Source organism: Bradyrhizobium sp. SZCCHNRI1009, from assembly GCF_032487575.1.
GTDB lineage: Bacteria > Pseudomonadota > Alphaproteobacteria > Rhizobiales > Xanthobacteraceae > Bradyrhizobium.
On record NZ_JAUEUL010000018.1, the window covers coordinates 1 to 25,966 of the forward strand.

28 protein-coding genes are annotated in these 25,966 nt (G+C 66.0%); 11 read left to right on the forward strand and 17 right to left on the reverse strand.

Annotated features, from left to right (window positions below; all coding sequences use genetic code 11):
* Nucleotides 1–400: 400 nt before the first annotated feature.
* From QX010_RS24855 to QX010_RS24870, 4 genes are all read right to left on the reverse strand, one after another.
* Complete coding sequence (locus tag QX010_RS24855) at nt 401–697, reverse strand: hypothetical protein (protein WP_315804278.1); 297 nt, start codon at nt 695–697, stop codon at nt 401–403.
* A 119-nt stretch (nt 698–816) separates the two neighbouring features.
* On the reverse strand, nt 817–1,368 hold the full coding sequence (locus tag QX010_RS24860; RefSeq protein ID WP_315804277.1) for a septation protein IspZ: 552 nt from the start codon (nt 1,366–1,368) through the stop codon (nt 817–819).
* A 25-nt stretch (nt 1,369–1,393) separates the two neighbouring features.
* Nucleotides 1,394–1,978 (reverse strand): hypothetical protein, encoded by a 585-nt coding sequence (locus QX010_RS24865; RefSeq protein ID WP_316182479.1) that lies wholly within the window; start codon nt 1,976–1,978, stop codon nt 1,394–1,396.
* A gap of 115 nt (nt 1,979–2,093) precedes the next feature.
* Nucleotides 2,094–3,518, reverse strand: a complete 1,425-nt coding sequence (locus tag QX010_RS24870; RefSeq protein ID WP_316182481.1) for a carotenoid oxygenase family protein — start codon at nt 3,516–3,518, stop codon at nt 2,094–2,096.
* Nucleotides 3,519–3,639: 121 nt separating this feature from the next.
* Between QX010_RS24870 and QX010_RS24875 the strand changes: the two genes are divergently transcribed.
* The 3 genes from QX010_RS24875 (at nt 3,640) to QX010_RS24885 (ending at nt 5,589) form a co-directional block, all read left to right on the forward strand.
* Nucleotides 3,640–4,356 carry a TetR/AcrR family transcriptional regulator gene (locus QX010_RS24875; protein WP_315804274.1) on the forward strand — a complete coding sequence of 239 codons (717 nt, stop codon included), beginning with the start codon at nt 3,640–3,642 and terminating at the stop codon, nt 4,354–4,356.
* Between the two features lie 45 nt (nt 4,357–4,401).
* Nucleotides 4,402–4,686 carry a hypothetical protein gene (locus QX010_RS24880; RefSeq protein WP_316182483.1) on the forward strand — a complete coding sequence of 95 codons (285 nt, stop codon included), beginning with the start codon at nt 4,402–4,404 and terminating at the stop codon, nt 4,684–4,686.
* A 237-nt stretch (nt 4,687–4,923) separates the two neighbouring features.
* Complete coding sequence (locus QX010_RS24885) at nt 4,924–5,589, forward strand: SET domain-containing protein (protein WP_316182485.1); 666 nt, start codon at nt 4,924–4,926, stop codon at nt 5,587–5,589.
* Between the two features lie 26 nt (nt 5,590–5,615).
* Here QX010_RS24885 and QX010_RS24890 read toward each other — a convergent pair whose 3' ends face one another.
* The 3 genes from QX010_RS24890 to QX010_RS24900 all read right to left on the reverse strand — a co-directional run bounded on the left by QX010_RS24890 (nt 5,616) and on the right by QX010_RS24900 (nt 7,003).
* Nucleotides 5,616–6,233 (reverse strand): class I SAM-dependent methyltransferase, encoded by a 618-nt coding sequence (locus tag QX010_RS24890; RefSeq protein WP_316182487.1) that lies wholly within the window; start codon nt 6,231–6,233, stop codon nt 5,616–5,618.
* A gap of 118 nt (nt 6,234–6,351) precedes the next feature.
* A complete protein-coding gene (locus QX010_RS24895) occupies nt 6,352–6,750 on the reverse strand; it encodes a hypothetical protein (protein WP_316182489.1) in 399 nt (132 codons plus the stop codon).
* 28 nt (nt 6,751–6,778) lie between these two features.
* Nucleotides 6,779–7,003: a hypothetical protein gene (locus tag QX010_RS24900; protein WP_316182491.1), complete on the reverse strand. Its 225-nt coding sequence runs from the start codon at nt 7,001–7,003 to the stop codon at nt 6,779–6,781.
* A gap of 100 nt (nt 7,004–7,103) precedes the next feature.
* Between QX010_RS24900 and QX010_RS24905 the strand changes: the two genes are divergently transcribed.
* Together QX010_RS24905 and QX010_RS24910 are read left to right on the forward strand one after the other, a co-directional pair.
* Nucleotides 7,104–7,922: a helix-turn-helix transcriptional regulator gene (locus QX010_RS24905; RefSeq protein WP_316182493.1), complete on the forward strand. Its 819-nt coding sequence runs from the start codon at nt 7,104–7,106 to the stop codon at nt 7,920–7,922.
* Nucleotides 7,923–7,988: 66 nt separating this feature from the next.
* Entirely contained in the window at nt 7,989–8,654 is a 666-nt protein-coding gene (locus QX010_RS24910; RefSeq protein WP_316182495.1) for a DsbA family oxidoreductase, read from the forward strand.
* On the opposite strand, the gene QX010_RS24915 is transcribed toward QX010_RS24910, so the two are convergent.
* The 3 genes from QX010_RS24915 to QX010_RS24925 form a co-directional block, all read right to left on the reverse strand.
* Nucleotides 8,632–9,867, reverse strand: coding sequence for a GNAT family N-acetyltransferase (locus QX010_RS24915; RefSeq protein WP_316182496.1), 1,236 nt, complete (start codon nt 9,865–9,867; stop codon nt 8,632–8,634). The two genes, QX010_RS24910 and QX010_RS24915, sit on opposite strands and share 23 nt — an antisense overlap.
* 139 nt (nt 9,868–10,006) lie before the next feature.
* Nucleotides 10,007–11,053: an HD-GYP domain-containing protein gene (locus tag QX010_RS24920; RefSeq protein WP_316182497.1), complete on the reverse strand. Its 1,047-nt coding sequence runs from the start codon at nt 11,051–11,053 to the stop codon at nt 10,007–10,009.
* Nucleotides 11,054–11,263: 210 nt separating this feature from the next.
* Nucleotides 11,264–11,653 carry a hypothetical protein gene (locus QX010_RS24925; protein ID WP_316182498.1) on the reverse strand — a complete coding sequence of 130 codons (390 nt, stop codon included), beginning with the start codon at nt 11,651–11,653 and terminating at the stop codon, nt 11,264–11,266.
* A 242-nt stretch (nt 11,654–11,895) separates the two neighbouring features.
* Between QX010_RS24925 and QX010_RS24930 the strand changes: the two genes are divergently transcribed.
* Both QX010_RS24930 and QX010_RS24935 read left to right on the forward strand, forming a co-directional pair.
* On the forward strand, nt 11,896–13,392 hold the full coding sequence (locus QX010_RS24930; RefSeq protein WP_316182499.1) for a caspase family protein: 1,497 nt from the start codon (nt 11,896–11,898) through the stop codon (nt 13,390–13,392).
* A gap of 278 nt (nt 13,393–13,670) precedes the next feature.
* Nucleotides 13,671–15,644: a pyrroloquinoline quinone-dependent dehydrogenase gene (locus QX010_RS24935; protein ID WP_316182614.1), complete on the forward strand. Its 1,974-nt coding sequence runs from the start codon at nt 13,671–13,673 to the stop codon at nt 15,642–15,644.
* A gap of 16 nt (nt 15,645–15,660) precedes the next feature.
* Here QX010_RS24935 and QX010_RS24940 read toward each other — a convergent pair whose 3' ends face one another.
* Nucleotides 15,661–15,912 (reverse strand): PilZ domain-containing protein, encoded by a 252-nt coding sequence (locus tag QX010_RS24940; RefSeq protein ID WP_316182500.1) that lies wholly within the window; start codon nt 15,910–15,912, stop codon nt 15,661–15,663.
* A gap of 145 nt (nt 15,913–16,057) precedes the next feature.
* Nucleotides 16,058–16,516: a PaaI family thioesterase gene (locus QX010_RS24945; protein ID WP_410051982.1), complete on the reverse strand. Its 459-nt coding sequence runs from the start codon at nt 16,514–16,516 to the stop codon at nt 16,058–16,060.
* A gap of 254 nt (nt 16,517–16,770) precedes the next feature.
* On the opposite strand from QX010_RS24945, the gene QX010_RS24950 reads away from it, so the two are divergent.
* Together QX010_RS24950 and QX010_RS24955 are read left to right on the forward strand one after the other, a co-directional pair.
* Nucleotides 16,771–17,067, forward strand: a complete 297-nt coding sequence (locus tag QX010_RS24950) for a hypothetical protein (RefSeq protein WP_316182504.1) — start codon at nt 16,771–16,773, stop codon at nt 17,065–17,067.
* A 111-nt stretch (nt 17,068–17,178) separates the two neighbouring features.
* On the forward strand, nt 17,179–17,424 hold the full coding sequence (locus QX010_RS24955) for a hypothetical protein (protein WP_315804260.1): 246 nt from the start codon (nt 17,179–17,181) through the stop codon (nt 17,422–17,424).
* Nucleotides 17,425–17,763: 339 nt separating this feature from the next.
* Here QX010_RS24955 and QX010_RS24960 read toward each other — a convergent pair whose 3' ends face one another.
* From QX010_RS24960 to QX010_RS24970, 3 genes are all read right to left on the reverse strand, one after another.
* Entirely contained in the window at nt 17,764–18,003 is a 240-nt protein-coding gene (locus QX010_RS24960; RefSeq protein ID WP_012045383.1) for a DUF6894 family protein, read from the reverse strand.
* 267 nt (nt 18,004–18,270) lie between these two features.
* A complete protein-coding gene (locus QX010_RS24965; RefSeq protein ID WP_316182506.1) occupies nt 18,271–18,420 on the reverse strand; it encodes a hypothetical protein in 150 nt (49 codons plus the stop codon).
* Between the two features lie 850 nt (nt 18,421–19,270).
* A complete protein-coding gene (locus QX010_RS24970) occupies nt 19,271–19,564 on the reverse strand; it encodes a hypothetical protein (RefSeq protein ID WP_315804347.1) in 294 nt (97 codons plus the stop codon).
* 564 nt (nt 19,565–20,128) lie between these two features.
* Between QX010_RS24970 and recA the strand changes: the two genes are divergently transcribed.
* Nucleotides 20,129–21,217 carry a recombinase RecA gene (gene recA / locus QX010_RS24975; protein ID WP_315804259.1) on the forward strand — a complete coding sequence of 363 codons (1,089 nt, stop codon included), beginning with the start codon at nt 20,129–20,131 and terminating at the stop codon, nt 21,215–21,217.
* Between the two features lie 288 nt (nt 21,218–21,505).
* A complete protein-coding gene (locus QX010_RS24980) occupies nt 21,506–22,585 on the forward strand; it encodes a DUF1835 domain-containing protein (protein ID WP_316182507.1) in 1,080 nt (359 codons plus the stop codon).
* Here QX010_RS24980 and gcvP read toward each other — a convergent pair.
* Nucleotides 22,564–25,437: an aminomethyl-transferring glycine dehydrogenase gene (gene gcvP / locus QX010_RS24985; RefSeq protein ID WP_316182509.1), complete on the reverse strand. Its 2,874-nt coding sequence runs from the start codon at nt 25,435–25,437 to the stop codon at nt 22,564–22,566. The genes QX010_RS24980 and gcvP overlap by 22 nt on opposite strands.
* Before the next feature lie 154 nt (nt 25,438–25,591).
* Nucleotides 25,592–25,957 (reverse strand): glycine cleavage system protein GcvH, encoded by a 366-nt coding sequence (gene gcvH / locus QX010_RS24990; protein WP_316182511.1) that lies wholly within the window; start codon nt 25,955–25,957, stop codon nt 25,592–25,594.
* Nucleotides 25,958–25,966 lie beyond the last annotated feature (9 nt).

Here is a 25,966-nt window from a genome sequence, read left to right on the forward strand (position 1 = left end):
GTTCTCGGCTGCACCTGTGGTACCTGCCGCCTGCATTTTTCTCGCAGGCGGGCCGCAGGCGTCAGCCGACGCCTGGCCTTCCCTGCGCCCTCTGCATCTTCGAGGGACATGCCGATGCATCACTCGGGCGTTATCAGCCGCGAGGCTGCGTCCGCTTGTCCGGGCTGTTTGAGATGTGAAGCGGGACTGCTGCGATTAAAAATCGGTGTCGTCCCGGGCAAGCCATGGGCGCGCGACAGCGCGATCGTGGCGCCGACCCGGGACCCATACGCCGCAGCCGTCGTGACGGGCGAAAAGCCAATTGCCAGCGTGCCTCGAACCACTCCCTGGGGGGTCCCCGCTTTCGCGGGGACGACCGCGGAGAGTATCGATGCGACGCATCCACGCACAAGAATAGCGCTCAGCCGCGCGCGCCGGTGAACGGGAAGCTGCCCATGAAGCCGATGCCCATCTCGCCGGAGATGGTGTCGCCGGCGACCTTGCCCTTGAAGTCGAGCGTCAGCGGCATCGGGCTGGTGATGGAGACCTTCCAGGCGACGTCATCGCCGTTGACGGTGCCATCGAAGATCTCGGCGGAATCGCCCTCGGCGGCCTGGGTGCCGGTCAGCGTCGCGCCCGAGCTCTTCACGCTCAGGGTCGCGCTGCGCTCGCCCATCGGCGTGTTCAAGGTCAGATTCCAGTTGCCGTCCACAGCCATCGATCGTTCTCCTGGCGTTGCGCTTTGCGGACCTCGAGGCGGCGGCCTCGAGGATGCGTTCGGCCGCCCCTATAGCGCATCTTTGCGCGTAAGCCCATTGCGGCGATCGGATGCAGCGGTCAGGCCCGGGCCGCCCTGAGGCGGTTGGCGACCACGAAGCGGAAGGCGATGAACTGCAGCGCGAAGGCCGCGACCTTGGCGCCGCCCGCAACCACGGTGATGTAGAGCACCCACAGCTTGATGTCGCCGGTCATGGCGACCGCGATGGTGCCGAGGCCGAGCGCGAACATCAGCGCCGCCCAGGCATAGCCGGCGATGGTGACGTATTCCGGGATGGTCTCCGACACGATCGGCGGCACGTAGCGCAGCATCCAGCCGCGCTTCAGCATGATCAGCCCGATGGCGAAATGCCCGATCGCGGGCTTGGCGAACATGAAGCGGGGATCGTTGGTCAGGAGCGTCACGCCGCCGAGCACGATCACGAGGCCGACGCTGGCATAGGCCATGAAGCTGAGGTGCACGCCCTTGATGCGCGCCCAGACCACCTGCACCACGGCGACGGCCACCGCGACGGCGGTCGCCAGCACCACGTCGTCGGTCGCGATGTAAAGGAGGAAGAACACTGCGGCCGACAGGAAGTCGGCAATCAGCTTGGCAAACACGACTTTCACGCACGTCTCCTGCAGCAGACCCCGGTCACGAATCTTGGCCGGACATTGCGGCGGCAGTCTGCGCTGCCACGTCCTTTGTTCGGCGGTAGTCAGGATACCAGCGCGTGAAATAAAGTGCACTGTTGCGGGCGGCAAAGGCGATGGCGAGGCCGGTCCAATAGGGCAGGCCGGGCACGTAGAGCGTCATCAGATTGCCGACGATCATCAGCAGCGCGGAAACAGTCCAGGCGCCGGTGATGACGTAATTGGCGCGCAGGAAGCCCGGAATCGCCGCGGTTTCCGGAGGGACGGCCTCGAGCGCATATTGCAGCGTGAACGGCATGCGCAGCAGCATCGAGCCCAGCGACAGCGCGAAAATGCCGCAGTCGACCGCAAGACGCACCATAGAGGCGCTCGGCGTGGGATCGATGAGCTGGAGGTAGGCGGCTACGGCGGCGAACACGACGGCCGAGCCGAGGCCGAGGATCTTGATCGACCGGCCCTTGATCACATCCAGCGCCACCACCGCAAGGCACAGCGCGGCGCCGACGGCCAGGCTGAGCGTGGCCGAGACCACCATCATCAGCGCAGCATAGACGCCGTAGGGCGCAAGGATGAGGAAGATCGTCATAAGTTCGCCCGGCCAATCTTTACACTGCCAAGATACTTAGAGTCCGTACGGCGTCGGGTCAAGCAAATCTTGACAGTGTCAAAATCTTGTGACTTCGCAATTTACCCAAGGCTTTTCAATGCCTTGGATCGTCAGCCCCGACCCAATTGCCGTGGAAGCCGTCGGGCACGCGATGGCCGAGATGCACCAGTGCCACCGGCCCATTGCCGATGTCGGTGGCGTTGAACACCGCGAGGTCGGACGTGTTGCTCTCGGCGCGCCAGACCACCGTGAGCAGCCAGCCGTCGCCTTCGGCGGCATCGCGGCTGCGCGGCACGAACACCGGCTCGGACAGGGTGTCGCCAGCGGGCAGCAGGTGCGTCGCCCGGCGCGTGCCGGCGCCGTCGACATGGGCGAGCCCGGACAGCGCGCCGAACTGCGGCCCGTCGGGATTGGCGCAGGCGTACCAGCCATGTTGGCTGGCGAGACCGGCGCGGCGGTCGTCGATGCGGGGGAATTCGCCGGTGAGGTCGTCGAGATAGCTCTGCGAGAAGCGGTCGGTGTTGCCGGCGAGGTCGAAGCTCCAGCGGCACAGCCGCGCGACCGACTTGGCCGGATCGGTCGGGCGCCCGTCGGGATGCGGAAACAGCGGCGCTTCCTCGAACTGCATCACGTCGGCGACGATGCGGTTGCCGTCCTCCCAGGCGTTCATGATGTGGAAGACGTAGCAGGCGTCACCGCGAAACCAGACGATGTCCTTGATGTCGCCGCTGCGCTTCATCACACCGACATAGGCGCCCTTGTCGGGCTCCCAGGCATAAGGCGGCCTGCCGGACATTGCGCGCTCGATGCTGCCGGTGAGCGGCAGGATTGGAAACAGCACGTGGTTGGCCGTGACGATGAAGTCGTGCACCATGCTGGCATAGGGCGCCTCGAAACGATCGAGGCGCATCAGCCTGCCGGCCGCATCGACCGTGCCGTAGGACAGCGCCGGCGTCAGCGGTCCGGCGGCGTTGTAGCCGAAGAACAGCAATTCGCCGGTGACCGGATCGGTCTTCGGATGCGCGGTGAAGGCGCCGCGGAGGCGGCCGCCGAAATCATGATAGCCGCGCGTGGCGAGCGTGCCCGGCTCGATCTCGGTCGGCAGATGCGCCTCCTCGAGCGCGAGCAGGCGGCCGGCATGGGCGATGACGTTGGTGTTGGCGACGCCGCCATCGGTGACGTCGGCCGGCGCATCCGGCAGCCTGCGGCCGAAGCCGCCGAACAGGGCGCGGCCGGCCTTGCGCTCGGCCTCGAATTTCGGGGTGCGGATCCAGCGGTTGCGATAAGACGCGCGGCCGTTCTCCAGATGGAACGCGTGCAGCATGCCGTCGCCGACGAACCAGTGCGAGCCTGGCGAAGAGAATTGCGGGTTGGGGCCGTTGCGATAGAGCGTGCCGTTCAGCTCGCGCGGCAGCTCGCCGGTGATGGCGAGGAACGGCGCGTCGGCCTCGAACGGGATCGGCGCGATGTTGTCGCGCGGAGTGCGGCGCTGGACTGTTTCTTTCGACGGTCCATTCATGGCGTGTCCTTCCCCTCGATGCCAGCTTTATCTTTACGATGTAAAGATAAAGCTACCGGCCGAGAAGCCCGAGGTCAAGGCTAATCTTTACGCTGTCAAAATTGCTTGTATAAGGAGAAGCATGACGAAGATCGAACAGGCAAGACTGAGCAGGCACCGGACGACGACGGCGGCGGCCCGGACGCGATCGCGGCGCGCGGTGAGCGCGGGCGAGCCGGCCGCCCCCTATCATCACGGCGCGCTGCGCGATGCGCTGCTCGAAGCGGCCGAGCGCGTGCTGGAGCGCGACGGGCTGGCCGGACTGACCTTGCGCGCGGTGGCGCGCGAGGCCGGCGTGTCGCATGCGGCGCCGACGCATCATTTCGGCGATCTCACCGGGCTGGTCAGCGAGCTCGCGGCAATCGGATTCACGCGGTTCAATGCAGCGATGAAAGCGGCCGGCGAGCAGCCGGGCACGCCGATCGAGCGGGCGATGGCGCGGGCCCGCGCCTATGTCGCCTATGCGCAGGCCAATCCCGGCATGTATGGACTGATGTTCCGGACGGAGCGTCTGGATTATTCCCGCCCCGCGCTGCACGAGGCCGCGGAAGCCTCGTTTGCCGGACTCGCGGGCTCGGTCGCCGCGCGCAGCGAAGGTCCGGTCGGCGACGAGGAATTGTCGCTCGATCAGTCGGCAGCGATCGCCCGCGCCTGGTCGCTGGTGCACGGCTACACGATGCTGCTGCTCGACGGCCGCCTTGCCGACATCCTGCGCCGCTCGCCGCCGGGCACCACGGCCGAAAAGCTGCTGGAGGCGATGCTCAGGGCCACGGTGCCGAAGCTGCCGCCGGGCGCGTAGGTCGACGCACCGGAAACCGGGTGGGGGATCATGCGTTGGCAATGCATGGCACGAACCCCACGCGCTCCCTGGAGCAAGGCCAATCCGCGCAAGCGCGCCGGCAAGGCCTCCACCCATCTCACTCCGGCCGAGAAGGCGACGGCCAAGGCCCGCGCCCGGCGCGCCGGACGGCGCTATCCCAATCTGGTCGACAACATGCGCGTCTTGGCCAAGAAGGCGGCAAATACCAAGACCAGCGGCCGCAAGCGGGCGGCGAAATCGAAGACCGGGAAGAGCGCATCGAAGCCAGCGAGCAGGCGCACATCCGCCGTGCGCAAGACCGCGAAGTGACGTTCGCTGCGGCCGCCCGGCCGACGGACGCAGCCTAGAGCATCAGCGCGGCGCCGATTCGCGCCACGTCGCGATGTCGAAGGATTTCGAGCGGCAGGGCCCCTGATGAGCGGAACTGGTGCGGCGCAGGACGCTGCAAGTTGGGGACGGCGCGAAACGGCGGCGGGAAACACCTGACAGCGTCGCGAATTTATCCTAGAACGGCGGCCTCGCGAGGTCCAAGTCTTCTCATCACTCATGCCTGTCATCCCGCAATCCAAACCCTATCGCATCGGCCGCTCCAAGACGGGGCTCGGCCTGTTTGCCACCCAGCCGATCAAGAAGGGCACCAAGATCATCCGCTATTTCGGACCGCTCCTGGATTCGAAGAAGGCGGAGGAGGATGCGATCGAGAACAAATATCTGTTCGAGCTCGACAAGCGCTGGACCATCGACGGCTCGATCCGCGAGAACGTCGCCCGCTACATCAATCATTCCTGCAAGCCGAATGCCGAGTCCGACGTCAAGCCGCGCAAGAAGAAGATCTTCATCCGGGCCATCAAGAACATCGAGCCCGGCGAGGAGATCAACTACGACTACGGCACGGACTACTTCAAAGCCTATCTGAAGCCGATCGGCTGCAAATGCGATGCCTGCGAGAAGAAGCGGGCGAAGAAGAAGGCCGAGGCGCGCGCCGAGCGGGCGCGGGTGAAGGCGAAGGACGAGCGCAAGGCCGAGAAGAAGGCGAACAAAAAGGCCGAGAAGCTGGTCAAGGACAAGGCCAAGCAGCGGTCCAAGGCAAAAGCCCAATCGGGCGCGGCGGCTCGCGGCAAAGCCAAGTCCCGGCGGGCGGCTGCCGGCAGTCGCGGCAAGACCAAATCCACCCCCGCAAAGACGCTGACCAGCCGCGCCAAGGCGGCCTGATCTGGCGGGCCCGTTTCCGGGATCTCTCAGGACGGCTTGCCGAAGGCCAGCGTCGTCCAGGTGATTCCGGCCGCCCGGTTCTCGGCGCCGAGCGACTCGCCGAGGCGGTTGAGCCGGAGCGTCAGCCCGAGCTGGCGCGCCGGCTCGATGATCGTTTCGGCCGCGACCTCGAACATCCGCCGGCCCGGCGGCACCGGCCCATGCCGCAGCGTCATGATCAGCAGTCCGCCGGGGGCGACCCGTGCCGCGATGTTGGGCAGCGCGCGTCGCCGCTGCGCCTCGTCGAGATGCATCAGAACGGCGGTCAGCATCACCAGGTCGAACTGCTCGTCACGAGCGGCCAGTGCGGCCAGATCGGGAAGGCTGTCGTCGATCCAGGTGATGGCGGGGGAGGGATGCAGTTGCATGGCGCCGACGCGTAGTGCCTCGGTCGGCTCGACGGCCACCACCTGATGTCCAAGGCTCGCAAACCAGGCGGCGTCGCGGCCCGTGCCCGCACCGATGTCGAGCACGCGCGCTGGCGCGGCGGGCAGCAGGTGAAGCACGGCGGAATGGACCTGTTCCGACGGAATGCTCTCGTAGCGCACGAAGAGACTGTCGGCCTCGGTGGCGTAGCCTTCCGTTCCGATCACCTGCGGCTGCATCGCTGCGATCCCCTGTCGATCTCAGATTATGCAGAAGATGCATTCGCCGCGCATGTCAATCTCGGTTCGGTCGCGAGCGCCGGGCCGCTCGATCATGAAGCCCGGCGCTCACCACCGGTCAGGCCGTGACCGCGACGGTGCTCCGGCGCAAGCCCATATACTGCAATTCGGCGAAGACGCCGGTGCCCACCGCCTGCACCGCGACGAATATCTCGCCGAGCACGTTCGGTGTGACGACGCCCGCGAACAGCAACGCGATGCTGCCGACCGTCCACGCCGCATTGCCGGCGATGACCAGAAGGATCAGCGGCCTTGGAGCCATCTGCCGCCAGCCCAGCCAGCCGACGAAGCCCGCGTAGACGACCAGGAACAAGCCGGTCTCGCGCAGCAGCGCGTCAGGCAGTTGCAGCAGCGCCGCCAGCGGCGAGGCGCCGAAGGTGAGCGCGAGTCCGGCAACGCCGCTGAAGGCGGCATCGGCGAGCAGGGCGCGGCGGAGCAGGGCGGACGAGGTGATCATGTCGGGTCTCCTTGGGTTGGGGGGCGGTTCAACGGAACCAGGCCAGGAGCTGACGCCGCAGCCGCGCCGGGCGCAGCGAGCGCGCTGCTCTCGTCTCGATCGCGTAGACCTGCGCGAAGACGAGGCTGCCCGTGACGTGCAGCAGCGGTTCCGGCAGGTTGAGCGAGCGCGCCAGCAGCGATGTCGCGAGGCCCGCCAGCCAATGGCTGGCGGCGGTGAAAGGAAGGGTCTCGGGATCGCGCTGCCTGCTCATCGTCATCTCCTGTGGTGAGGACGATGACCTGCGCCGGGAGGCATTTCGATTACCTGGCAGATCATGGAGGCGCTGACGTCAGCGTGATAGGTCTCGGATCATGAATGCACAGCTTGCTTCGGCGCGCGCCGACCGCGCCAGACCCGCTCATGTCGGCGAGCACTTGCGGCAATGGCGGCAGCGCCGGCATCTGTCCCAGCTCGATCTCGCACTCGATGCCGAGATCTCGGCACGACATCTGAGCTTCGTGGAAACCGGCCGCTCCGCGCCGTCGCGCGACATGGTCCTCAAACTGGCGGAGCGACTGGACGTGCCATTGCGCGAACGCAACGTTTTGCTGGTGGCGGCCGGCTACGCGCCCGCCTTCCAGCAGCGCCCGCTCGATGATCCGGCGCTCAAGCCCGCGCGCGAGGCGATGAACCTCGTGCTCAAGGCGCACGAGCCCAACCCTGCGCTGGCGATCGACCGGCACTGGAACCTGGTCGCGGCGAACCGCATGATCGCGCCGCTGCTGACAGGGGTCTCCGAGCGGCTGCTTGCGCCGCCGCTCAACGTGCTGCGGGTGGCGCTGCATCCGGAGGGGCTCGCGGCGCGGACGGTGAACCTCGCCGAATGGACCGGCCATCTGCTGGAGCGATTGCACCGGCAATGCGAGGCCACCGCGGATGCGGATCTGCTGAAGCTCTATGAGGAGCTGAAGTCCTATCCATTCCCCGCGCGATCGGCGCCGCTCGCGGCCGACAGCGTCGCGATCCCATTGCGGCTTCGGGTCGGCGATGACGTGCTGAGCTTCTTCTCGACGACGATGGTGTTCGGCACGCCGGTCGACATCACGCTGTCGGAGCTGGCGTTGGAGACCTTCTTTCCCGCCGATGAGCTCACTGCGCTCAGGCTGAAGGAGATGGTTACCTCGCCGTGACCCCGCTTGTGTTGGCCGCGCGTGGGCTTATGTTGGGCGCAGCCATGGGAACTTGGAGGCACGCGCATGAGCACCTTGAAGCCGCTGATCATCGATGTCGTCTCCGATGTCGTCTGTCCCTGGTGCTACATCGGCAAGAAGCGCATCGAGGAGGCGCTGAAGCTCGTGCCTGACGTGCCGGTCGAGGTGAACTTCCGGCCGTTCTTCCTCAATCCCTGGGTGCCGCGCGAGGGCATCAGCCGCGAGCAGTACCTCACGACCAAGTTCGGATCGGTCGAAGCCTACAAGGGAATCGCAGGCCGCGTGGTCGCGGCCGCGGAGCAGGAGGGGCTGAGCTATCATCCCGATCGTGTCGCCCGTCAGCCCAACACGATCGATTGTCATCGCCTGATCCGCTGGGCCGGCGAGATCGGCAAGGCGCCGGAGATGAAGCAGCGGCTGATGGAGTTGTACTTCCGCGACGGCGGCGATCTGACCGACGTCGAGGTGCTGGTACAGGCCGCAGCGGATTGCGGGCTCGATGCCGAGGTGGTCCGCAAGATGCTGGCGACGGACGAGGATGCGGCGCTGGTCTCGGCCCAGGCGCAGGAGGCCGCAGAGAAGGGCATCTCCGGAGTGCCGACCTACGTCTTCGCGCAGAAATACGCCGTCTCCGGCGCGCAGGATCCGCAGATGCTGGCGCGCGCCATCCGGCAGGTGTCGGCGGAGGTCAACGCCGAGGCGGCTGAGTAGTCGGCCGGCGCTTTCGGAGGGCGCGGATCCCGTGCGCCGCTCGGCGCGCGATGGCCAGGCCTTCGCGTCGCGCAGTCAACGCGCCGTGAATAAGCTCGACGACCGGATCGCGCGCATAAAGCGGGATCATCACGTCGCCGATGGCGAGGCGTTCGCGCCAGATCGGGTTGATCATGGGATGGTCGGGACCGGCGGTGGAGTCGGCGGCGTTGATCTTCGGATCCGCGCAAAGGTGCCGCGTCAGGTCAAGTGTCAGCTGGACACCGGGCGAGTATTTCGCGAAGCGCTCGTCGACGCCGAGCTTGAAGAAGAAGGCGCGATCCTGATGCCGCAAGACGACGCCCGCCGCAACGGTGGTGTCGCCCGCCATGAGGCTGATGATCTCGCAGGCCTCGTGCCGCGCCAGCGCCGGTGCAGCGCGTCGGATGAACGTCGCGTCGCCGTCGTGCTGGATCAGCGCAGTGCCGCGATGTCCCTTCCAGCCGCTCGCCTCCAGCACCAGAAACGTCTCCAGCGCAGTGGAGACGTCGCCGGGAGAGCGCGCGACCTCGAAGCGAACCTCGCCATGCTCGGCCAGCCGATGACGCAGGCGGCGCAGCTCCTTCAGCTTCTTGGCGCCAAGCGCGTCATGCAGCATCTGGTCGCCCACGCCGGTCGCATCGAGAAAGGCTCTTTCATAGGATTGCAGCACACGCGGGCGCAGATCCCCGCGACGAAGCGCCGCCTCGAACGCTTGCATCACGGAGCCTGCCAGCGACATGTCGCGCAGCAGCAGGGCCCGAGCGCCCGTTCGTCGCGCAGCATCGAGCAGTTGCGCCGCAGCCCGCTCCGCGCGCCCGGCGTCGAGCAGCGGCGTGCACAGCGTGCCGTAGGGATGGCCGCTGGCGAGCGCAGGCAGGGGAAGCCTGCAGGCATGCCATAAAGAGGTCGTGGGCATCAGGCCGATGAGACGCGAGGGCTGATCGTCATCCCATGCGCACAGCGCCGATGTTCCGGTGCGGCCGCGCGCCGTTGCATTCACCGCGCGTTCCCAGCCGGGCAGGTAATAGCCGTTCGGCTCGCGCGCACGCTCCGCCAGATCCTGCCATGCCTGCGGTGAAACGGTCTCCAACGGCACCAGGTCGGCGGCGCGCTCGCGCGCGAGCGGACCGGCCTGCTGGTTCCCTGCCGTCGATGAAGCAGTCGCCATCGCGCGATCGATGATCTCGGCCACGTCCCGATAATCCCCTCGCGAGGCGGACAACCCGCACCGCGTGGGCGACACTAGCGCAAAGCTGACAAGAGACGCTTGCCGCCGGCCAACAATTCGAATCGATGCGTTAACGGCCGGTTCAGCATGTCGCTGGATGCGGTCAGCGGATCAGCGCGACCTCGCGGAAGGCGCCGATCAGCGGCTTCTCGAGCTTGCCCTCCATCCCCTGGAGGATCTCATAGGCCTTCTCGCGCGTCATCACCGGCTTGTAGCTGCGATATTCGATCAGCGCCGAGAAGATGTCGGAGATGGTGAGGATGCGCGTCAGGTCCGGGATGTTGTCGGCCATCAGCCCGTCGGGATAGCCGCTGCCGTCGAGAAATTCGTGATGGTTGCGTACCGCCTTCAGCACTTCGTCGGTGATCGCTGCGTTGTCCTTCAGTGCATCGTAGCCAGCCACGGGATGGGTTTCCACCAGCGTGCGTTCCTTGACGTCGAGCCGGCCCGGCTTGTCGAGAATGGTGAGCGGGATCTTGGCCTTGCCGATGTCGTGGAACATCGCGGCCATGTAGAGACGCTCCAGATCGGAGCTGTGGACGCCGAGGCTCAAGCCGAAATCCACGGTGATGCCGGTCACCAGCAGGCAGTGCTGATAGGTGCCTTCGTGATGGCGGCGAACGGTGGCGAGCCAGTCGGACAGACCGTTTTCCGCTATACAGTCGGCGATCCGCTTGCCCGCCCGCCGGGTCTCCTCGACGTCGATCGCAGTACCGCCCAGCACGGCTGCGAACATCGAGGCGATGCAGGACGCGCCCGCAAATGCAGCCTGGCGGTCGTCGGTCGCGATGCTCTTGGCTGCAGAACCGGGGCGCGCATCGAGCAGCTTTCCGAGCAACTGATTGCGGCTCGGCGTGCTCGACAGCACGCTCGTCGCACCGAGCGCATAGGCCTGGACCGTCGACAGACGGGATTTGTTGTTGGTCAGGAAGATCCGCCGCGGAATACGCGAGAGCCGGTCGGAGATTTCCTTCAATGCGGTGATGTTGTCGACGTGGCGCAGATCGGCGGCCACGACAATCGCGTCGATGTCGCCGCCTTTGAAGTCGGCATCACCGATCAGTTCAGATGTGAGCGAGCAGCGTTCGGCCAGCATGCCGCGAAGCATAGCGAGCTTGGCCGTGTCATCGCCGACGAGGTGAACGTTCATGGAAAACCAGGTCCAGGGTCATTCCGCGTTTGTGGGCCCCGATGTTCCGCAGGAATCGTTAAATTTGAGCCATTCGTTCGCTGTGCGGTTGCGGATTTGCGTTAGCTAAGAACTAACAATCTGCGAGCGGTGCGGTAGTCCGTTCCTGCACGCCCGCCGACAGGGCGAGTTCCAGTCGAGTTGGCGGATCCAGCTCGTCTTCGGAGGGAATTACTTCGTCGGCAGGACGGCTTTGTAATCTTCAGAAACACAGTCGTTGCTGGCCGCCGCGCGCCGCCGGTCGATGATCTCGTTGTGCCTGATCATGAGCCGATAGGTCTGGCGCCGAAGCGCGGTTCCACTGGCGGATGTGATCTGAGCCCGCACGCAGGCGGTCCATGTATCGCCGCCATCGGAATGTCGGGCGGATGTGGCCTCGAGATCGCGCGGCAGCGTCGTTGCGACGAAGATCATGTCGAGATTCTTGCGCACGAGAAGCGCGACGTCCGGCGCGGCTTCGGGCGGTGGCGGCTCGGGCGCCTTGGCCCGCATGAAGGCCGGCAGGCGCGCATTGCTGTCGGCGGCGCAGCCGGTCAGAAGCAGGGCCGAGAGCAGCCCCACGTGTGACGCAATCCGCCGCATGTCGCCTCGCCCCCCGTTTCGGCGCGGACGCTAGCGGGTGATCGCGGCATTGCTGCGGGGATCCCGTGAAGCAACGATGTCCGGTCGCGGCCGGAGGCCGTCATGCGCGCGAACGGCGCCTGCCGTGCGGCATCGTGCCCACCGGATTGTGCCCGTCGGCATGAACCGGGCCGTGAACCGGCTCGACCAACAGGGCACGCCATGAGCAGATTGGAGATCCCATGTTTCGGCACGCTCTCAGGGCTGCATTGCTCGCCGGCGGCCTGTTTGCCGGCCTTGCTCCCGCATTGGCCGAAGGCAGCAGGCTGGCGCTGGTGATCGGGCAGTCGGCCTATCGTTCGGTGACGCCGCTGCCGAACCCCGCCAACGACGCCAAGGCAATGGCGAAGATGCTGGGTGAAGCGGGGTTCGACGTGACGACCGCCGCCGATCTGTCGCAGCGGGACCTCAACAAGGAGGTGGGCGACTTTGCTGCCAAGATCGCGGCCAAGGGACCCGACACGGTGGCGCTGGTGTTCTATGCCGGCCACGGCTTGCAGATCGATGGCGAGAACTATCTCGTACCCGTCGACGTCGATCCGCGGCGTGAAGCCGACATTCCGCTGCAGGCCGTGCGTCTCAACGATCTCCTGAACACGCTCAATTCGGTACCGAGCCGGATGCGCATCCTGCTGCTCGACGCCTGCCGCAACAATCCGTTTCCCGCCATCAGCCAGAACGCGGGCCGCGGCCTTGCGCTGGTCGACACCAAGACCGGAGCGCCGGGCACCTTCCTGTCCTACTCGACCTCGCCCGGCGCGGAAGCCGAGGATGGCACCGGCGCCAACAGCCCCTACACCACGGCACTGCTGCAGGCGGCGCGGGAGCCGGGCCTCCCGATCGAGCAGGCATTCAAGCGCGTGCGCGTCGCGGTGAACAAGGTCACTGAGGGCCGGCAGACGCCGTGGGATTCGTCGTCCCTGACGGAGGATTTTCGCTTCGTCGGGTCGGCAGATGCGGGCGCTGCCAATGCCGGCCCGCGGCCGGTCGTCGCCAAGCGCAGCGTCGACGAATGGAAGCGCAGCCTGGAAGGCAAGCCGATCGAGGCCGCCAACGAACTTATCGTCGGCGACGGCAGCGTCGAGGCCTATGAGGCGTTCGTGGCGCTCTACACCGCGCCGCCCTATGGCCCGCAGGCGCGGGAATGGCTCGACCTCCACAACAGGATGGCCGCCTGGAACGAGGCGGTGCTGATCAATACGGTGGCGTCCTATCAGGGCTTTCTCGACCGCTATCCGACTAGCGACCTGACCCCGACCGCGCGCAAGCTGATCGAGCGCCTGCGCAACCGGCCCGTGGTGACGCCGGTCGTGGCGGCCGCCAATGCAGCGATCCCGGCCGCTTCGGCAGCCCCGCCGGTCGTGCCGGCCGTGGCTGCGGCAGGCCCGACCTGCCCATGCTCGCAGACGCCTCCGCCGGCCCGGAAGTCGGAGAAGCGGGTCGAGGAGAAGCCGGCGAGGAAGCGCGACGAGGACCCGCCCAAGCGCGCCGGCCGCACGCCCCGGCGCGACCCTGGCGACGATGTCGTCGTCTATGCGCCGCCGCCTCCGCCGCGCGTGTATTATGGACCGCCGGTGCGCGTGGCGCCGCCGGTGAGCATCGGGATCGGCGGCGGCTATGGCGGCGGCTATGGACGGGTGCCTCAGAACTATCCGGTACGGCGTGGTTACGGCTACTGAAGCTTGCTGACATCCGTGCATCGATGTGGCCGCCCGCAGGGGCGGCCATTGACGTTGGCGGGGGATGTTCGTTCGGGTCATCCTCTCGGTTCTGCCATTCGTCATCGCTCCTCACCACTCGTCCCGTGGATGCCGCCGTCCGTCCCATCCCGCTCGATCCGTCCGCGAAGGCTGCTTTCATCGTCCCGGTGCTCCGCTTCGGATGCAGTCTGAGGGAGGGAAGGGTCATGTCGTTGCGGCGAGCGGGTGTTTGTGCGGGCCTCGTCTGGAGCCAGCTGATGGTCGTGCCGGCCTTTGGCTGGCAGCACTGGGGCGGCGATGCCGGTGGAACGCGGTTCTCGCCGCTGGCGCAGATCACGCCTTCCAATGTCGATCGGCTGGTGCCCGCCTGGGACTATCACACCGGGGATCTGCAGAGCCGGCCGCCCGCAGCGGCCCTGCGCACCAAGTTCGAGGCGACGCCGATCCTGGTCGAGGACAGCGTGGTGTTCTGCACACCGTTCAATGAGGTGGTCGCACTCGATCCCGGCACCGGCGCGCAGCGCTGGCGTTTCGACCCCAAGGTCGGTGACGGGCGGCGCCCGGCCAATCGCTATGCCTGCCGCGGCGTTGCCTATTGGGTGGACCAGCGGGCGCCCGCCGGCACGGCATGCCGCAGCAGGCTGTTCATGGGTACGGTCGATGCGCGGCTGATCGCCCTCGACGCGCAAACGGGGCAGCCCTGCGCCGGCTTTGGAGCGGACGGCGAAGTGCGGATCGACATCGGCAAGGACCTGCTGTGGCCGGGCGAGTTCCAGATCACCTCGGCGCCAGTGGCGGGCAGGGACGTCGTCGTGGTCGGCTCATCGATCGGCGACAATGTGCGGGTCGATGCGCCCAGAGGCACGGTCCGCGGCTTCGATGCCCGCACCGGCGAGCTGCGCTGGAGCTTCGATCCGCTGATCCATGACGGCATCGCGGCGGGACATGCGAACGTCTGGGCGCCGATGTCGGTCGACGAGGCGCGCGGCCTCGTGTTCCTTCCGACGTCCTCGCCCAGTCCGGATTTCTTCGGTGGTGCGCGTCCGGGTGACAACCGGCACGCCGATTCCGTGGTCGCTTTGCGGATCGAAAGCGGTGCGCTGGCCTGGTCGTTTCAGACCACCCATCATGACGTCTGGGACTACGATCTGCCGGCGCAGCCGATGCTGGCGCGGATCGAGACCGGGCAGGGGGCGCGTGACGTCGTGATGCAGCCGACCAAGCAAGGCTTCGTGTTCGTGCTCGACCGCGACACCGGCGCGCCGGTCTGGCCGGTGGAGGAGCGCGCAGTGCCGCAAGGCGCGGTCGACGGTGACGTTCTGTCGCCGACGCAGCCGTTCCCGACCCATGTGCCGCCGCTGCTCGATCAGCGCTTCGGGGCGGGTGATATTTTCAGGGCCGTGCCGCGCGTCCTGGATTCCTCCTGCGACGATCAGCTCGCGCCGTTGCGCAATGAGGGTCTCTACACGCCACCGACGACTCAGGGCACGCTGCTGTTTCCGATGACCGGCGGCGGCGTGAACTGGGGCGGCGCGGCGTTCGATCCCGTCCACCAGATCCTCTACGCCAATGTCAGCCGCGCCATCCACATCGTCAGGCTGATCCCGCGCGCGGAAGCCGACCGGATGAAGGCGCCGCGCGGTGTTGATTTTGGACTGCAGCGCGGAGCGCCGTTCGCGGTGACACGGGCGGTCGCGATGTCCAGGCTCGGCCTGTTGTGCAACCGGCCGCCATGGGGCGAAATGGTTGCGGTCGACCTCAAGGCCGGAAAGATCCTGTGGCGCTCGACCGTCGGCACCACCGAGGATCGCGCTCCGCTCGGGCTGGCGTTCAAGTGGGGCACGCCGCTCGTCAACGGCGTCGTGGTCACAGCCGGCGGCCTCGTCTTCACCGGCGCGATGGACGCCTATCTGCGCGCCTTCGACGCTGTCTCAGGTCAGGAGCTCTGGCAGGGCCGGTTGCCCGCGCCGGGCGTCGCCAATCCGATGACCTATCAATGGAAGGGCGAGCAATTCGTGGTGATCGCAGCGGGGGGCCATTCGGAGGCGGGAACGTCGCTCGGGGACAGCGTCGTGGCGTTTCGGCTGGCGCGGGATGGCGAAGGGCCCTCGCTATGGTCACGGACGATTGATCGCCCCGGCGGACGGTTTGCCGCCGGTGTGCTGCTCGCGGCCATTGTGCTGATTGGTCTGTTGGGGGCGTGGTGGCGATGGCGCCTGCGGCGGGCCTAGCGCTCCCGTGCCGCGATCAGTCGAATGCGACGCCGATCCGCTTGTCGTGGCTCCAGACTGCGTGGCAGCGCCGCGTGAACTTGTCGGCAGGGATCACCAGCGTGAAGGCCTCGGGCAGACCGACCGGGCTGACCACCTCGACCCTGGCGCCGGTGTCCGACAAGTTGCGGACCATGCAATCGACGGCGCCGCCGCCGTCGAAGGCCAGCCTGCCCTGCTTCAGCACCCGATGTCTCGGTGCAATGCGCTTGTCACTCGTCTCGCTCATGGCCTGTAACCCGGTGCCGAATGGCGTCACCTTTCGCGTCAAAAGCACCTAAAATAAATCAGGCTCGCGTTTCGATCAGATGAATCCGGCCCGCGAAGCCGGGACCGTCGCCTTCACGTTTCGTTAACCCCGGCCAAGCCGCGGATCAGAGCATCGCGAAGGCGCTCGACACCATGGCCACCGGTTTGCCATCGCCGGCGCTGGTCAGTGTGACCCGGCCGAAGCTCATGGTACGGCCCATCCGCACCACGCGCGCATCCGCCAGCACGTCGGCGGAAGCAATGGCGCGCATGAAATGCGTGGTCTGGTCGACAGTGGTCATCGGCCGGTAGCCGCCGCTGGCGGTGACCATCCCGATCACCATCGCGGTATCGGCAAAAGCCATCAGCGCCTGGCCGCAGACAACGCCATTGTCGCGGCAGAGCCGCGGCGAGAACGGCATGCGCAGGATGGCGCCGGCTTCGCCCTGCGGGGACGGCGCGATGTCCTCGACGATCAAGCCAAGATCCTTGATCCAGGGAGCGAACACGTCATCGAGGATTCGCCTCGCTTCCTCGATGGTGAAATTCGGGGTCTCATTCGGCACGCGCGGAGGTCCTCCCATGGTCTCGTCTATTTGTCTCGTCGACTCTTGTCGCCGCGATCGGCGGAGCCGCCGGAATGTTGCCGCAGAGCGGCGGCTTGAAAAGGCCGGAGTTGGAAAACTATGATGATGGCACACCGTGGAACACACGGCAGGTGCGCGCAGACGGTGCGGCCGCGAACATTCCGACCTGCGGTCCACTGTTCCGGCCCAGTGCCGCGGCCTTGGCGCATGGCGAGGCGATGGTATAAGGCGCCTCTACCGGGGAGTAACCAATGAAGAAGCTGATCGTGACGATGGCGGTCGCCGTGCTGGCAGGCTGGGCGGTTCCCGCGATGGCGCAAATGCCCAATATCAACCTTCTCGCCGACGGTCCCTCGAAGACGCCCGAGGAAAAGGAAGCCGAAGCGGCGCGGGAGCAGGCCTACAAGGACACCATGCGCAAGATTCCGGACGCCAAGACGAGCGCCGATCCCTGGGGCAACGTCCGCGCGGCGGAGCAGCCCAAGGCGGCGCCTGCCATGAAGACCACCGCGGCCAAGAAGCCGAAGGCTGTCGGCAGCACCAATTGAGATTTATCGCGTTCGGGTCGGGCGGGCTCTGACCCTCCGGGCCAATTGCGGACTCGGATTCCTCGCGGCCCCGTCTATATTGACGGTGTGGCAGCGCGTTGGAGTTCGTCGATGGGGATGCGGCCCCGGGACATTGCCAGCCGGATGGCGGCCCGGCGCCAGAAGGGCGCCGCACAGGCTCGCGACGGCTACGTTCGCGACACGTTCACGCTGCCGCGCGAGCAAGCGCGCGCCAAGGCCCGCGACTATCTGACCCGCTATCCCAAGGCTGGCTACATGAGCGCCGTCGAAAGCTGGCGCGAGCTTCCCGACGGGGCGATCGAGTTCACGATGCGGCGGCTTCCCAGCGCCGATTGAACGATTCCGGCAAGCGCCTCATTCCTTTTCGCCAAGAAGCTTGCGTGTGTCGCGATTGATGAAATGAAGCCGCGTGCAGGCCTTGCAGACCACGGTTTCATAGGAGCACGTGGGATCGCCTGGCTTCGGCTCTTCCAGCCAATGCTGCACGTTCATCCCCGTTCGCGGACATTTGAAGATCAGATTACCCATACAAATTTAAATGTCTGCCAGGATGCAGACAGGCATTTTGATCTCGATCAAGCTCGGCTGCCGAAATGACGCGCAGTCGACCTCGCCGGCCACAGGCTGAGGTTGTTGTTCTCGTCGGTGACAATCCACAAGAGGTCTGGCGAGCCGTCAGGCCTGATCCAGCGACTCGGCGACGATCCGGATGCGGAAGACCGGCTGCCGTGCCTCGTCGAGCAGCTCCATCTGCCATTCGGAGTTTTCGGCGAGCTTGCGCGAGATGCTGCTGGCCATGTCGGCACAGACGGTGGTCATCTCTTTCCAGGCTGCGTTGCGGTCGGCGCACTCGGTCCCATACTCGGACGCGCCTGAGAAGTGGCCGTTGCGGATACGAAAGAAATAGAGCGGCATTGCCAAAACCGGTGAGCCCTGACCGCCCCAGGCCGCTGGGTTTGATGTACGCACCACAAATGGAAGCGCAAAACCCACTCGGATCAATTCCGGTAAAATACGGTCGGTCGCGCTGTTCGCTTCCGTTAGGCCGATTGCCGTTGGTGATGTGCGGCGCAACCGGACGGATCGCGAGCCGACGAATGAGCCTCGGACCGCCGCGGTCCGAGGCTCGGCGTCAACGTCGTAGCTTCCCAGCAAGGGCAGTTCGGCAATGACAAGATTAAATTAGTACGAACCTGTCGGCGTGCCTTGCGTCAGATCAAGGTTGCAATCTCGATCAACCGCCGTGGGACGAACTTGGCTGCGGTCGAAGATCCGTTCCGGCACGACTGTCAGCCGGTAGGCAATCTGCGTCGCGCCGTCGACCATCTCCACGAGTTCATCGCAGGCCGGACAACGTCTCTCTCCCGCAGCGCCTTGCCGCGAGTGAAGCTCGATCCTTTGAAGGCCGGCCCTGCAGGACGGGCACGTCACGTCATTTCTTGTCATCGCCGATATGAAGCGCAACGCCCGCGATCCGTTCCCCGACATCACGACAATGACGGCGGGAGATGTATCCCGAGCGGAGCTATCAACGTCGAAAGCCCCGGACGTCGTCCGGGGCTTTCTTTCGGCGCGGATGGTTTCAGGGCCGTGCGCCTACGGGTGACGGAGCCTGCAAATGTTGGAGCCGGCAGGCTGCAAGGGATCGGTCGACGCCGCATCACTGACAATACATCACGGACAATACGGGTCAGCCATCATCGCAACGAACAAACAAATCCGGGGCTGATCAAAAATTTGCTCAGACGTACGACAACCACGATTATATAACGCAACCCAAAGTTTATGACAATGGTTTGTGGCTTGAAGATGTCGTGGGCGCGGGGGCGCCGCGTGATGCGGGTCACGCGGGTCTCGTCCAGGCCGTTCCTCAGGCCGGCATCAGGAGCTTGCGCGAATGGCACGCTAACCCATCCCTCGGGCGTGGTCCGACACGAAGTTGTCCGAGGTTCGTCGTTTCATCTGTCGCTCGTCATATGGCGGCCGCCGAGCTGGTCGGATCCGCGTGCTGCGGAACTTCGCGGCCGGACGCCGCGTGCAGGGCGGCTGCACGTCTGCATCGAAATCGTGCGTCTGCACGCACGGTGAGCCGAACAAAAGCAGAAGAGGCGAGGGAACTTCGTTCTTCTCAGGAGAACCACGGACCGTGCGATCTACGCACGCGTGTAGGAGTTTGGTAGTTTCAAGGAAAAGTCTTGACGAGCTCGATCGGCCCGACGATCGCGGCATTGAAGTCGGCGAGGTCTTCGCTGGGAATCCAGTACTCGAGATGCTCTCGGCCGCCGGCCTCATGCACTTCGTACGCGTCGATGAAGCGTCGCAGGATCGCGAAGCGCAGCACATGGCCGCAGCCGCTCGCCGGTACGTTCCAGTCCCTCGCGATCTTCACGGCATAGGCCTCGGTCAGCACCGGGTAGAAGATCGGCTGCTCCGGAAGGCGCGGCGGAAACGCCCGCATGCCCGAGGCTGCGATCAAGGCGAACTCCTTTGGGCCGACCGGGCGCCACAGCGTGAGGGTCTGTTCCTTGTTGGATCCGGTCATGCTGGTCCCGAAAATTGGAAGCGGTAGGGGGCTCACAGAGAAGGACCAGCAGGATGATAGGGCACGGTCGAGACCACAATAACAACTTATAATTGAAGTGGCGTCTGTCACTGGCGCGAGAGGCGAGGTTGGAGCGCTCGGACAGGCCGGTCGTAATTCGCATGATCGCCGGTCGGCGGCTGCGCCGCTCGCGCGCATGGCCTCCGCCTTCAGCCGAGCCAGGATCCTCTCGCGGTCGCCGTCATCGGCGTCCGACTTCGCTTCCGGGCGCGCTCGTCGGGCAGCGCTTCCTCGGCGGTGCTCGGTGCACTGGGCGCCGGCCCCTCGAGCGGCAGGCGTATCCCCGCGGTTGTCAGGGGTTTGCGAAGAGAAGAGGCGTGATTGTCGAGAAGAACATATTGCGAACAAAGAACGGATGGAGTACATTCACCTCAAGATTGCTGGCCGACCTCGTTAACCGTTTGTCCATCTCGCGAATCCCCGCCATAAGGAGCGCCAATGTCCGCCACCGCCCTGCGTATCGTCGAAGGTTCCTCAATGGATAAGAGTAAGGCGCTCTCTGCTGCGCTGTCCCAGATCGAACGTCAGTTCGGCAAGGGCTCGGTGATGAAGCTGGGCAAGAACGACCGCTCGATGGATGTCGAGACGGTGTCGACCGGCTCGCTCGGGCTCGACATCGCGTTGGGGATCGGTGGGCTGCCGAAAGGGCGCATCGTCGAGATCTACGGTCCGGAATCCTCGGGCAAGACCACGCTGGCGCTGCACACGGTGGCGGAAGCGCAGAAGAAGGGCGGCATCTGTGCCTTCATCGATGCCGAGCATGCGCTCGATCCGGTCTATGCGCGCAAGCTGGGCGTCAACATCGATGAGCTCCTGATCTCACAGCCGGATACGGGTGAGCAGGCGCTGGAGATCTGCGACACCCTGGTGCGTTCCGGTGCGGTCGACGTGCTGGTGGTCGACTCGGTGGCGGCGCTGGTGCCGAAGGCCGAGCTCGAAGGCGAGATGGGCGAGTCGCTGCCGGGCCTGCAGGCCCGCCTGATGAGCCAGGCTCTGCGCAAGCTGACGGCCTCGATCAACAAGTCCAACACGATGGTGATCTTCATCAACCAGATCCGCATGAAGATCGGTGTGATGTACGGCTCGCCGGAGACCACCACCGGCGGCAATGCGCTGAAATTCTATGCCTCGGTCCGCCTCGACATCCGCCGCATCGGCGCGATCAAGGAGCGCGACGAGGTGATCGGCAATTCCACCCGTGTGAAGGTGGTGAAGAACAAGCTGGCGCCGCCGTTCAAGCAGGTCGAGTTCGACATCATGTATGGCGAGGGCGTCTCCAAGATGGGCGAGATCCTCGATCTCGGCGTCAAGGCCGGCATCGTTGAGAAGTCCGGCGCCTGGTTCTCTTACGATAGCCAGCGTCTCGGGCAGGGACGTGAGAATTCGAAATCGTTCCTCAAGACCAATCCGGACATGACCGCCAAGATCGAAGCCGCGATCCGCCAGAACTCCGGCCTGATCGCCGAGCAGATCCTGGCCGGCAATGCCGAGCGCGACGCCGACGGCGAGGAGCCGGCGGAGGAGTAGAGCTACGACGGCGGCGGGTGCCATGGACGTCGTGTTGCCGACGTTCCGGCGCCCGTTTGCAGATGTGTAGTGTTCTGCCGAAATCTGCGTTGCTGCATGACCAATGCAGTGAGCCCGGGTTTCTGAGCGCCGGATACGATCTTCAGCGCGAATAATCGAAAGCGTGCGAGGCGCACCGGATCCGCGCGGCGGCACCGACGTTTCCGGCGCCGGTCCTGGGCGCCGGGAGCCGATTGCGAACGTGTTGATAGCGCCTTGAGCCAATCAGGTCGTGCCGGAGCCAACAGCATGACACGTTTGATTTTAGCGGCCGATGATCCCAGCGCCGGAGCGCTTCGGAGGGGCGGCTTTGCCGACCTGGTGGTGCCAATTCTCCATCGTTTCGTGTGGGGACCGCTGCCATCCGATGTCGAATTATCGGCTTATCTCGTCCAGCGCACCGTGCGACGGAGGCGGGGGCATTGGTTGGATTTCGCCTCGCGCGTCGACTTCATGGCGGTCGGCGGGCGGAGTCAGAGTTTTCTCGAACTTGTCGACCGTTGCGATAGCGTCGAACTGTGGATGGGGACCCGTCCGAACGATCAGTTGGTGCTGATCTGGCTCTTGGATTATCTGCGCGATTACGCCGAGATCGCGACGAAGATCGTGTTGCGACACCTCGATGCGCCAGTCTTCGACGCCTTGGCCAGACAACCCGCCGGCCGGACCATTGCCGGCGTGGCGCTCGCGCGTGAGCATCTCGACCTGGGCCATCTGGCATGGCAGGCGTTTCGGACGCCGACGCCGCAAGCCTGGTTCGATCTGTTGAAGCAGGATCTCAGTGCACTGCCGCAGCTTCGCCGCTGCGTGCAGGAGATGCTCGATGAGCTTCCCGGTGTTGCCACGGGCCTGGGAGCATCGGAACTGCGAATCCTCGAATTGCTGTCAGCCGGCTATCAGCACCCCTTCGACCTGTTGCCGCATCATCGGGATCGCTTTCAACGCCGCGTCTATGACTATTGGGAAGGAGGCACGTTGCTTGACGGTCTGGCACTCGCGCCGGTGCCGGCAATTTCGGGCCTCGACGAATGGCCGTTCTCGGTCGAGATGCACGACAGCCGTGAACGCCTCGAGCGCTACAGGGCCAGCACGCTGTCGCTGACGCCGCTCGGCAAGGCAATCCTCGCCGGCGAGGAGGATTTCAGCAGCCATAATCCGATCCGGCGCTGGTGGGGCGGCACCGAATTGATCAACGCCAATCTCTGGCGTTGGCATGCGGTGCTCATCGCTCCGGATCCGGGCACGTCTGACGTCATTGTTTGCCGCGAGCCGTGGCGCCCGATCGCTCGGAACATGCGTGAGGAAGCTTACTCCGCCGCCTGGGCGTAGTCCGCCACCGGCGGGCAGGAGCACACCAGATTGCGGTCGCCGTAGACGTTGTCGACGCGGCCGACCGGGCACCAGTACTTGTCGGTGCGCGAGGTGCCCGCGGGGAAGCAGCCCTCGCTGCGGCGGTAGGCCCTGTTCCAATCGTCGTCGGCGATGTCGTGCACCGTGTGCGGCGCGTGGCGCAGCGGCGAGGCCTCGATTCCGAAGCGGCCCTGTTCGACCTCGGCGATCTCCTTGCGGATCGCGATCATGGCGTCGCAGAAGCGGTCGAGCTCAGCCTTGGACTCCGATTCCGTCGGCTCGATCATCAGGGTGCCCGCCACCGGGAAGCTCATGGTCGGCGCGTGGAAGCCGTAGTCGATTAGCCGCTTGGCGATGTCGTCGACGGTGACGCCGCTGCTCTGCTTGAGCGGCCGCGGGTCGATGATGCATTCATGCGCGACGCGGCCGCGCTCATTGCGGTAGAGCACCGGGAAATGCGCATCGAGCCGCGCCGCGACGTAGTTGGCGTTGAGGATCGCAACCTCGGTGGCGCGGGTCAGGCCGTCGCCGCCCATCAGCAGCATGTAGATGTAGGAGATGGTCAGGATCGAGGCCGAGCCGTAGGGGGCGGCCGAGACCGGCCCGATCGGATGCGCGCTCGCGCCGTCGGTCGCTGGGTGACCGGGCAGGAAGGGCGCCAGATGCGCCTTGACCCCGATCGGACCCATGCCGGGGCCGCCGCCGCCATGCGGAATGCAGAACGTCTTGTGCAGGTTGAAATGGCTGACATCGGCGCCGTAATCGCCGGGCCTGGAGAGGCCGACCTGCGCATTGAGGTTGGCGCCGTCGAGATAGACCTGTCCGCCGTGGGCATGGACGATGTCGCAGATGTCGCGGATGTGCTCCTCGAACACGCCATGCGTCGAGGGATAGGTGATCATGATGGCGGCGAGCTTGGCGCCATGCGCTTCCGCCTTGGCCTTGAGATCGGCGAGATCGACATTGCCGCCTGCATCGCAGCCGACCACGACCACCTCCATGCCGGCCATATGCGCGGAGGCGGGGTTGGTGCCGTGAGCGGACGAGGGAATCAGGCAGATCGTGCGGTGGCCCTCGCCACGCGCGGCATGGTAGCCCCGAATGGCCAGAAGCCCGGCATATTCGCCCTGCGCGCCCGAGTTCGGCTGCAGCGACACGGCGTCATAGCCGGAAATGCGGCACAGCCAGTCGGTCAGATCGGCGAACATCGTGTGATAGCCGGCCGCCTGCGCGCGCGGCACGAACGGGTGCAGGCTGGAAAATTCCGGCCAGGTCAGCGGGATCATCTCGGTGGTCGCGTTCAGCTTCATCGTGCAGGAGCCGAGCGGAATCATCGCGCGGTCGAGCGCGAGGTCGCGGTCCGCGAGCTTGCGCAGATAGCGCAGCATCTCGGTCTCGGAGCGATGCGCGTGGAACACCGGATGCGCGAGGTACGGCCGCTGCCGCTTGAGCTCGGCCGGCAGCGCCTCGCGGGCTTCCGCCTCGATCGTCGTGTAGGAGAGGTCGCCGCCGAATGCGCGCCAGACGGCTTCGACGATATCGGCCGTCGTGGTCTCATCGAGTGCGATCCGCAGCCTGCTGCCGTCGCGGCCGAGATTGATCCGCTCGCCTTCGGCGCGGGCGATGATCGACTCGGACTTGGCGCCGGCCTCGACGGTGACCGTGTCGAAGAAGGTCTCGCTTTCCGGCGCAAAGCCGAGCTTGCGCAGCCCCGCAGCCAGCACCGCGGTCCGCCGATGCGCGGTACGGGCGATCGCCTTCAGCCCGTCCGGGCCATGATAGACCGCATACATCGCGGCGATCACCGCCAGCAGCACCTGCGCGGTGCAGATGTTCGACGTTGCCTTCTCGCGCCTGATGTGCTGCTCGCGGGTCTGCAGCGCCAGCCGATAGGCGGGGGCACCGCGCGAATCGACGGACAGGCCGACGATGCGGCCGGGCAGCGACCGCTTCAGCGCATCGCGCACCGCCATGTAGGCCGCATGCGGTCCGCCATAGCCCATCGGCACGCCGAAGCGCTGCGCCGAGCCGATCGCGATGTCGGCGCCGAGTTCGCCCGGCGAGGCAATCACGGTCACGGCCAGCAGGTCGGCGGCCAGAATCGCCAGTGCGCCCTTGTCGTGCAGCTTGGCGATCGCGGCGCGCGGATCGCGCAGCGCGCCCGTCGTATCCGGATATTGCAGCAGGCCGCCGAACACCTCGGCGCCGTCCAGATCCTTGGCGGGATCGCCGACGATCAGCTGCCAGCCGAGCGGCTCCGCGCGGGTGCGCAGCACCGCCAGCGTCTGCGGATGCACGTTCCGATCGACGAAGAATGCCTTGGTCTTCGCCCGTGCCGACCGCTCGGCCAGCGCCATCGCTTCCGCGGCCGCCGTGGCTTCGTCCAGCAGCGAGGCGTTGGCGACGTCGAGCCCGGTGAGATCGCAGATCATGGTCTGGAAGTTGAAAAGCGCCTCCAGCCGCCCCTGGCTGATCTCCGGCTGATAGGGGGTGTAGGCCGTGTACCAGGCCGGGTTCTCCAGGATGTTGCGCTGGATCACCGCCGGCATCAGCGTGCCGGAATAGCCCTGGCCGATCAGCGAGGTGAAAACCTGATTCCGCGTCGCCAGTGCGCGCATGTGCGACAAGGCTTCAGTTTCGCTCAGCGCCGGCTCGAGGGTGAGCGGCGCCGCCTGCCGGATCGTGCCGGGCAGCGTCTGCGCCATCAGCTCCGCCACGCTCTTGGCGCCGACGGTCTCCAGCATCGCCGCGACGTCGCGCGGCGAGGGACCGATATGGCGGCGGGCGAAGCTGGCGGCGGCATCATCGAGCGGCTTGAGCGGCGTGGTCATGAGCAAATCCTCTATGCCTCGTCATGCCCCGCGACGGCGGGGCATCCAGTAAACAGCGACGGCGAGATCGGCAGAGCGCAGCCCGGGCGAACGCAGCGACCCGGGACCGCCGGTCCCGCATCGCTCCGCTCATGCGGGCTGCGCTTCGCCCGTCTCACGCCGTGTGCGACTTGTAGGCGGCCTCATCCATCAGCCCGCCGAGCTCGCTCTTGTCGGCGATCTTGAGCTTGAAGAACCAGGCCTTGCCGCCGGCGTCGGTGTTGACGAGCGCAGGCTCGTCGACGATCGCCTGGTTGACCTCGACCACCTCGCCGGTGATCGGCGCATAGACGTCGGAGGCGGCCTTGACCGATTCGACCACGGCGGCGGCTTCCGACTTCTTCAGCGCGCGGCCGACCTGCGGCAGCTCCACGAACACGACGTCGCCGAGCTGGGCCTGCGCATAGTCGGTGATGCCGATGGTGGCTGTGTCGCCATCGATGCTGAGCCATTCATGGTCGGAGGTGTAGAGCGTAGTCATGGACGTCCT

Excerpts from the sequence above, each read along its gene's own strand:
- QX010_RS24855 (WP_315804278.1), bottom strand. The coding sequence starts at position 697 with ATGGCTGTGGACGGCAACTGGAATCTGACCTTGAACACGCCGATGGGC.
- QX010_RS24865 (WP_316182479.1), bottom strand. The coding sequence starts at position 1,978 with ATGACGATCTTCCTCATCCTTGCGCCCTACGGCGTCTATGCTGCGCTG.
- QX010_RS24870 (WP_316182481.1), bottom strand. The coding sequence starts at position 3,518 with ATGAATGGACCGTCGAAAGAAACAGTCCAGCGCCGCACTCCGCGCGAC.
- QX010_RS24875 (WP_315804274.1), top strand. The coding sequence starts at position 3,640 with ATGACGAAGATCGAACAGGCAAGACTGAGCAGGCACCGGACGACGACG.
- QX010_RS24880 (WP_316182483.1), top strand. The coding sequence starts at position 4,402 with ATGGCACGAACCCCACGCGCTCCCTGGAGCAAGGCCAATCCGCGCAAG.
- QX010_RS24885 (WP_316182485.1), top strand. The coding sequence starts at position 4,924 with ATGCCTGTCATCCCGCAATCCAAACCCTATCGCATCGGCCGCTCCAAG.
- QX010_RS24890 (WP_316182487.1), bottom strand. The coding sequence starts at position 6,233 with ATGCAGCCGCAGGTGATCGGAACGGAAGGCTACGCCACCGAGGCCGAC.
- QX010_RS24895 (WP_316182489.1), bottom strand. The coding sequence starts at position 6,750 with ATGATCACCTCGTCCGCCCTGCTCCGCCGCGCCCTGCTCGCCGATGCC.
- QX010_RS24900 (WP_316182491.1), bottom strand. The coding sequence starts at position 7,003 with ATGAGCAGGCAGCGCGATCCCGAGACCCTTCCTTTCACCGCCGCCAGC.
- QX010_RS24905 (WP_316182493.1), top strand. The coding sequence starts at position 7,104 with ATGAATGCACAGCTTGCTTCGGCGCGCGCCGACCGCGCCAGACCCGCT.
- QX010_RS24910 (WP_316182495.1), top strand. The coding sequence starts at position 7,989 with ATGAGCACCTTGAAGCCGCTGATCATCGATGTCGTCTCCGATGTCGTC.
- QX010_RS24920 (WP_316182497.1), bottom strand. The coding sequence starts at position 11,053 with ATGAACGTTCACCTCGTCGGCGATGACACGGCCAAGCTCGCTATGCTT.
- QX010_RS24930 (WP_316182499.1), top strand. The coding sequence starts at position 11,896 with ATGTTTCGGCACGCTCTCAGGGCTGCATTGCTCGCCGGCGGCCTGTTT.
- QX010_RS24935 (WP_316182614.1), top strand. The coding sequence starts at position 13,671 with ATGGTCGTGCCGGCCTTTGGCTGGCAGCACTGGGGCGGCGATGCCGGT.
- QX010_RS24940 (WP_316182500.1), bottom strand. The coding sequence starts at position 15,912 with ATGAGCGAGACGAGTGACAAGCGCATTGCACCGAGACATCGGGTGCTG.
- QX010_RS24945 (WP_410051982.1), bottom strand. The coding sequence starts at position 16,516 with ATGGGAGGACCTCCGCGCGTGCCGAATGAGACCCCGAATTTCACCATC.
- QX010_RS24950 (WP_316182504.1), top strand. The coding sequence starts at position 16,771 with ATGAAGAAGCTGATCGTGACGATGGCGGTCGCCGTGCTGGCAGGCTGG.
- QX010_RS24955 (WP_315804260.1), top strand. The coding sequence starts at position 17,179 with ATGGGGATGCGGCCCCGGGACATTGCCAGCCGGATGGCGGCCCGGCGC.
- QX010_RS24960 (WP_012045383.1), bottom strand. The coding sequence starts at position 18,003 with ATGCCGCTCTATTTCTTTCGTATCCGCAACGGCCACTTCTCAGGCGCG.
- recA (WP_315804259.1), top strand. The coding sequence starts at position 20,129 with ATGTCCGCCACCGCCCTGCGTATCGTCGAAGGTTCCTCAATGGATAAG.
- QX010_RS24980 (WP_316182507.1), top strand. The coding sequence starts at position 21,506 with ATGACACGTTTGATTTTAGCGGCCGATGATCCCAGCGCCGGAGCGCTT.
- gcvP (WP_316182509.1), bottom strand. The coding sequence starts at position 25,437 with ATGACCACGCCGCTCAAGCCGCTCGATGATGCCGCCGCCAGCTTCGCC.
- gcvH (WP_316182511.1), bottom strand. The coding sequence starts at position 25,957 with ATGACTACGCTCTACACCTCCGACCATGAATGGCTCAGCATCGATGGC.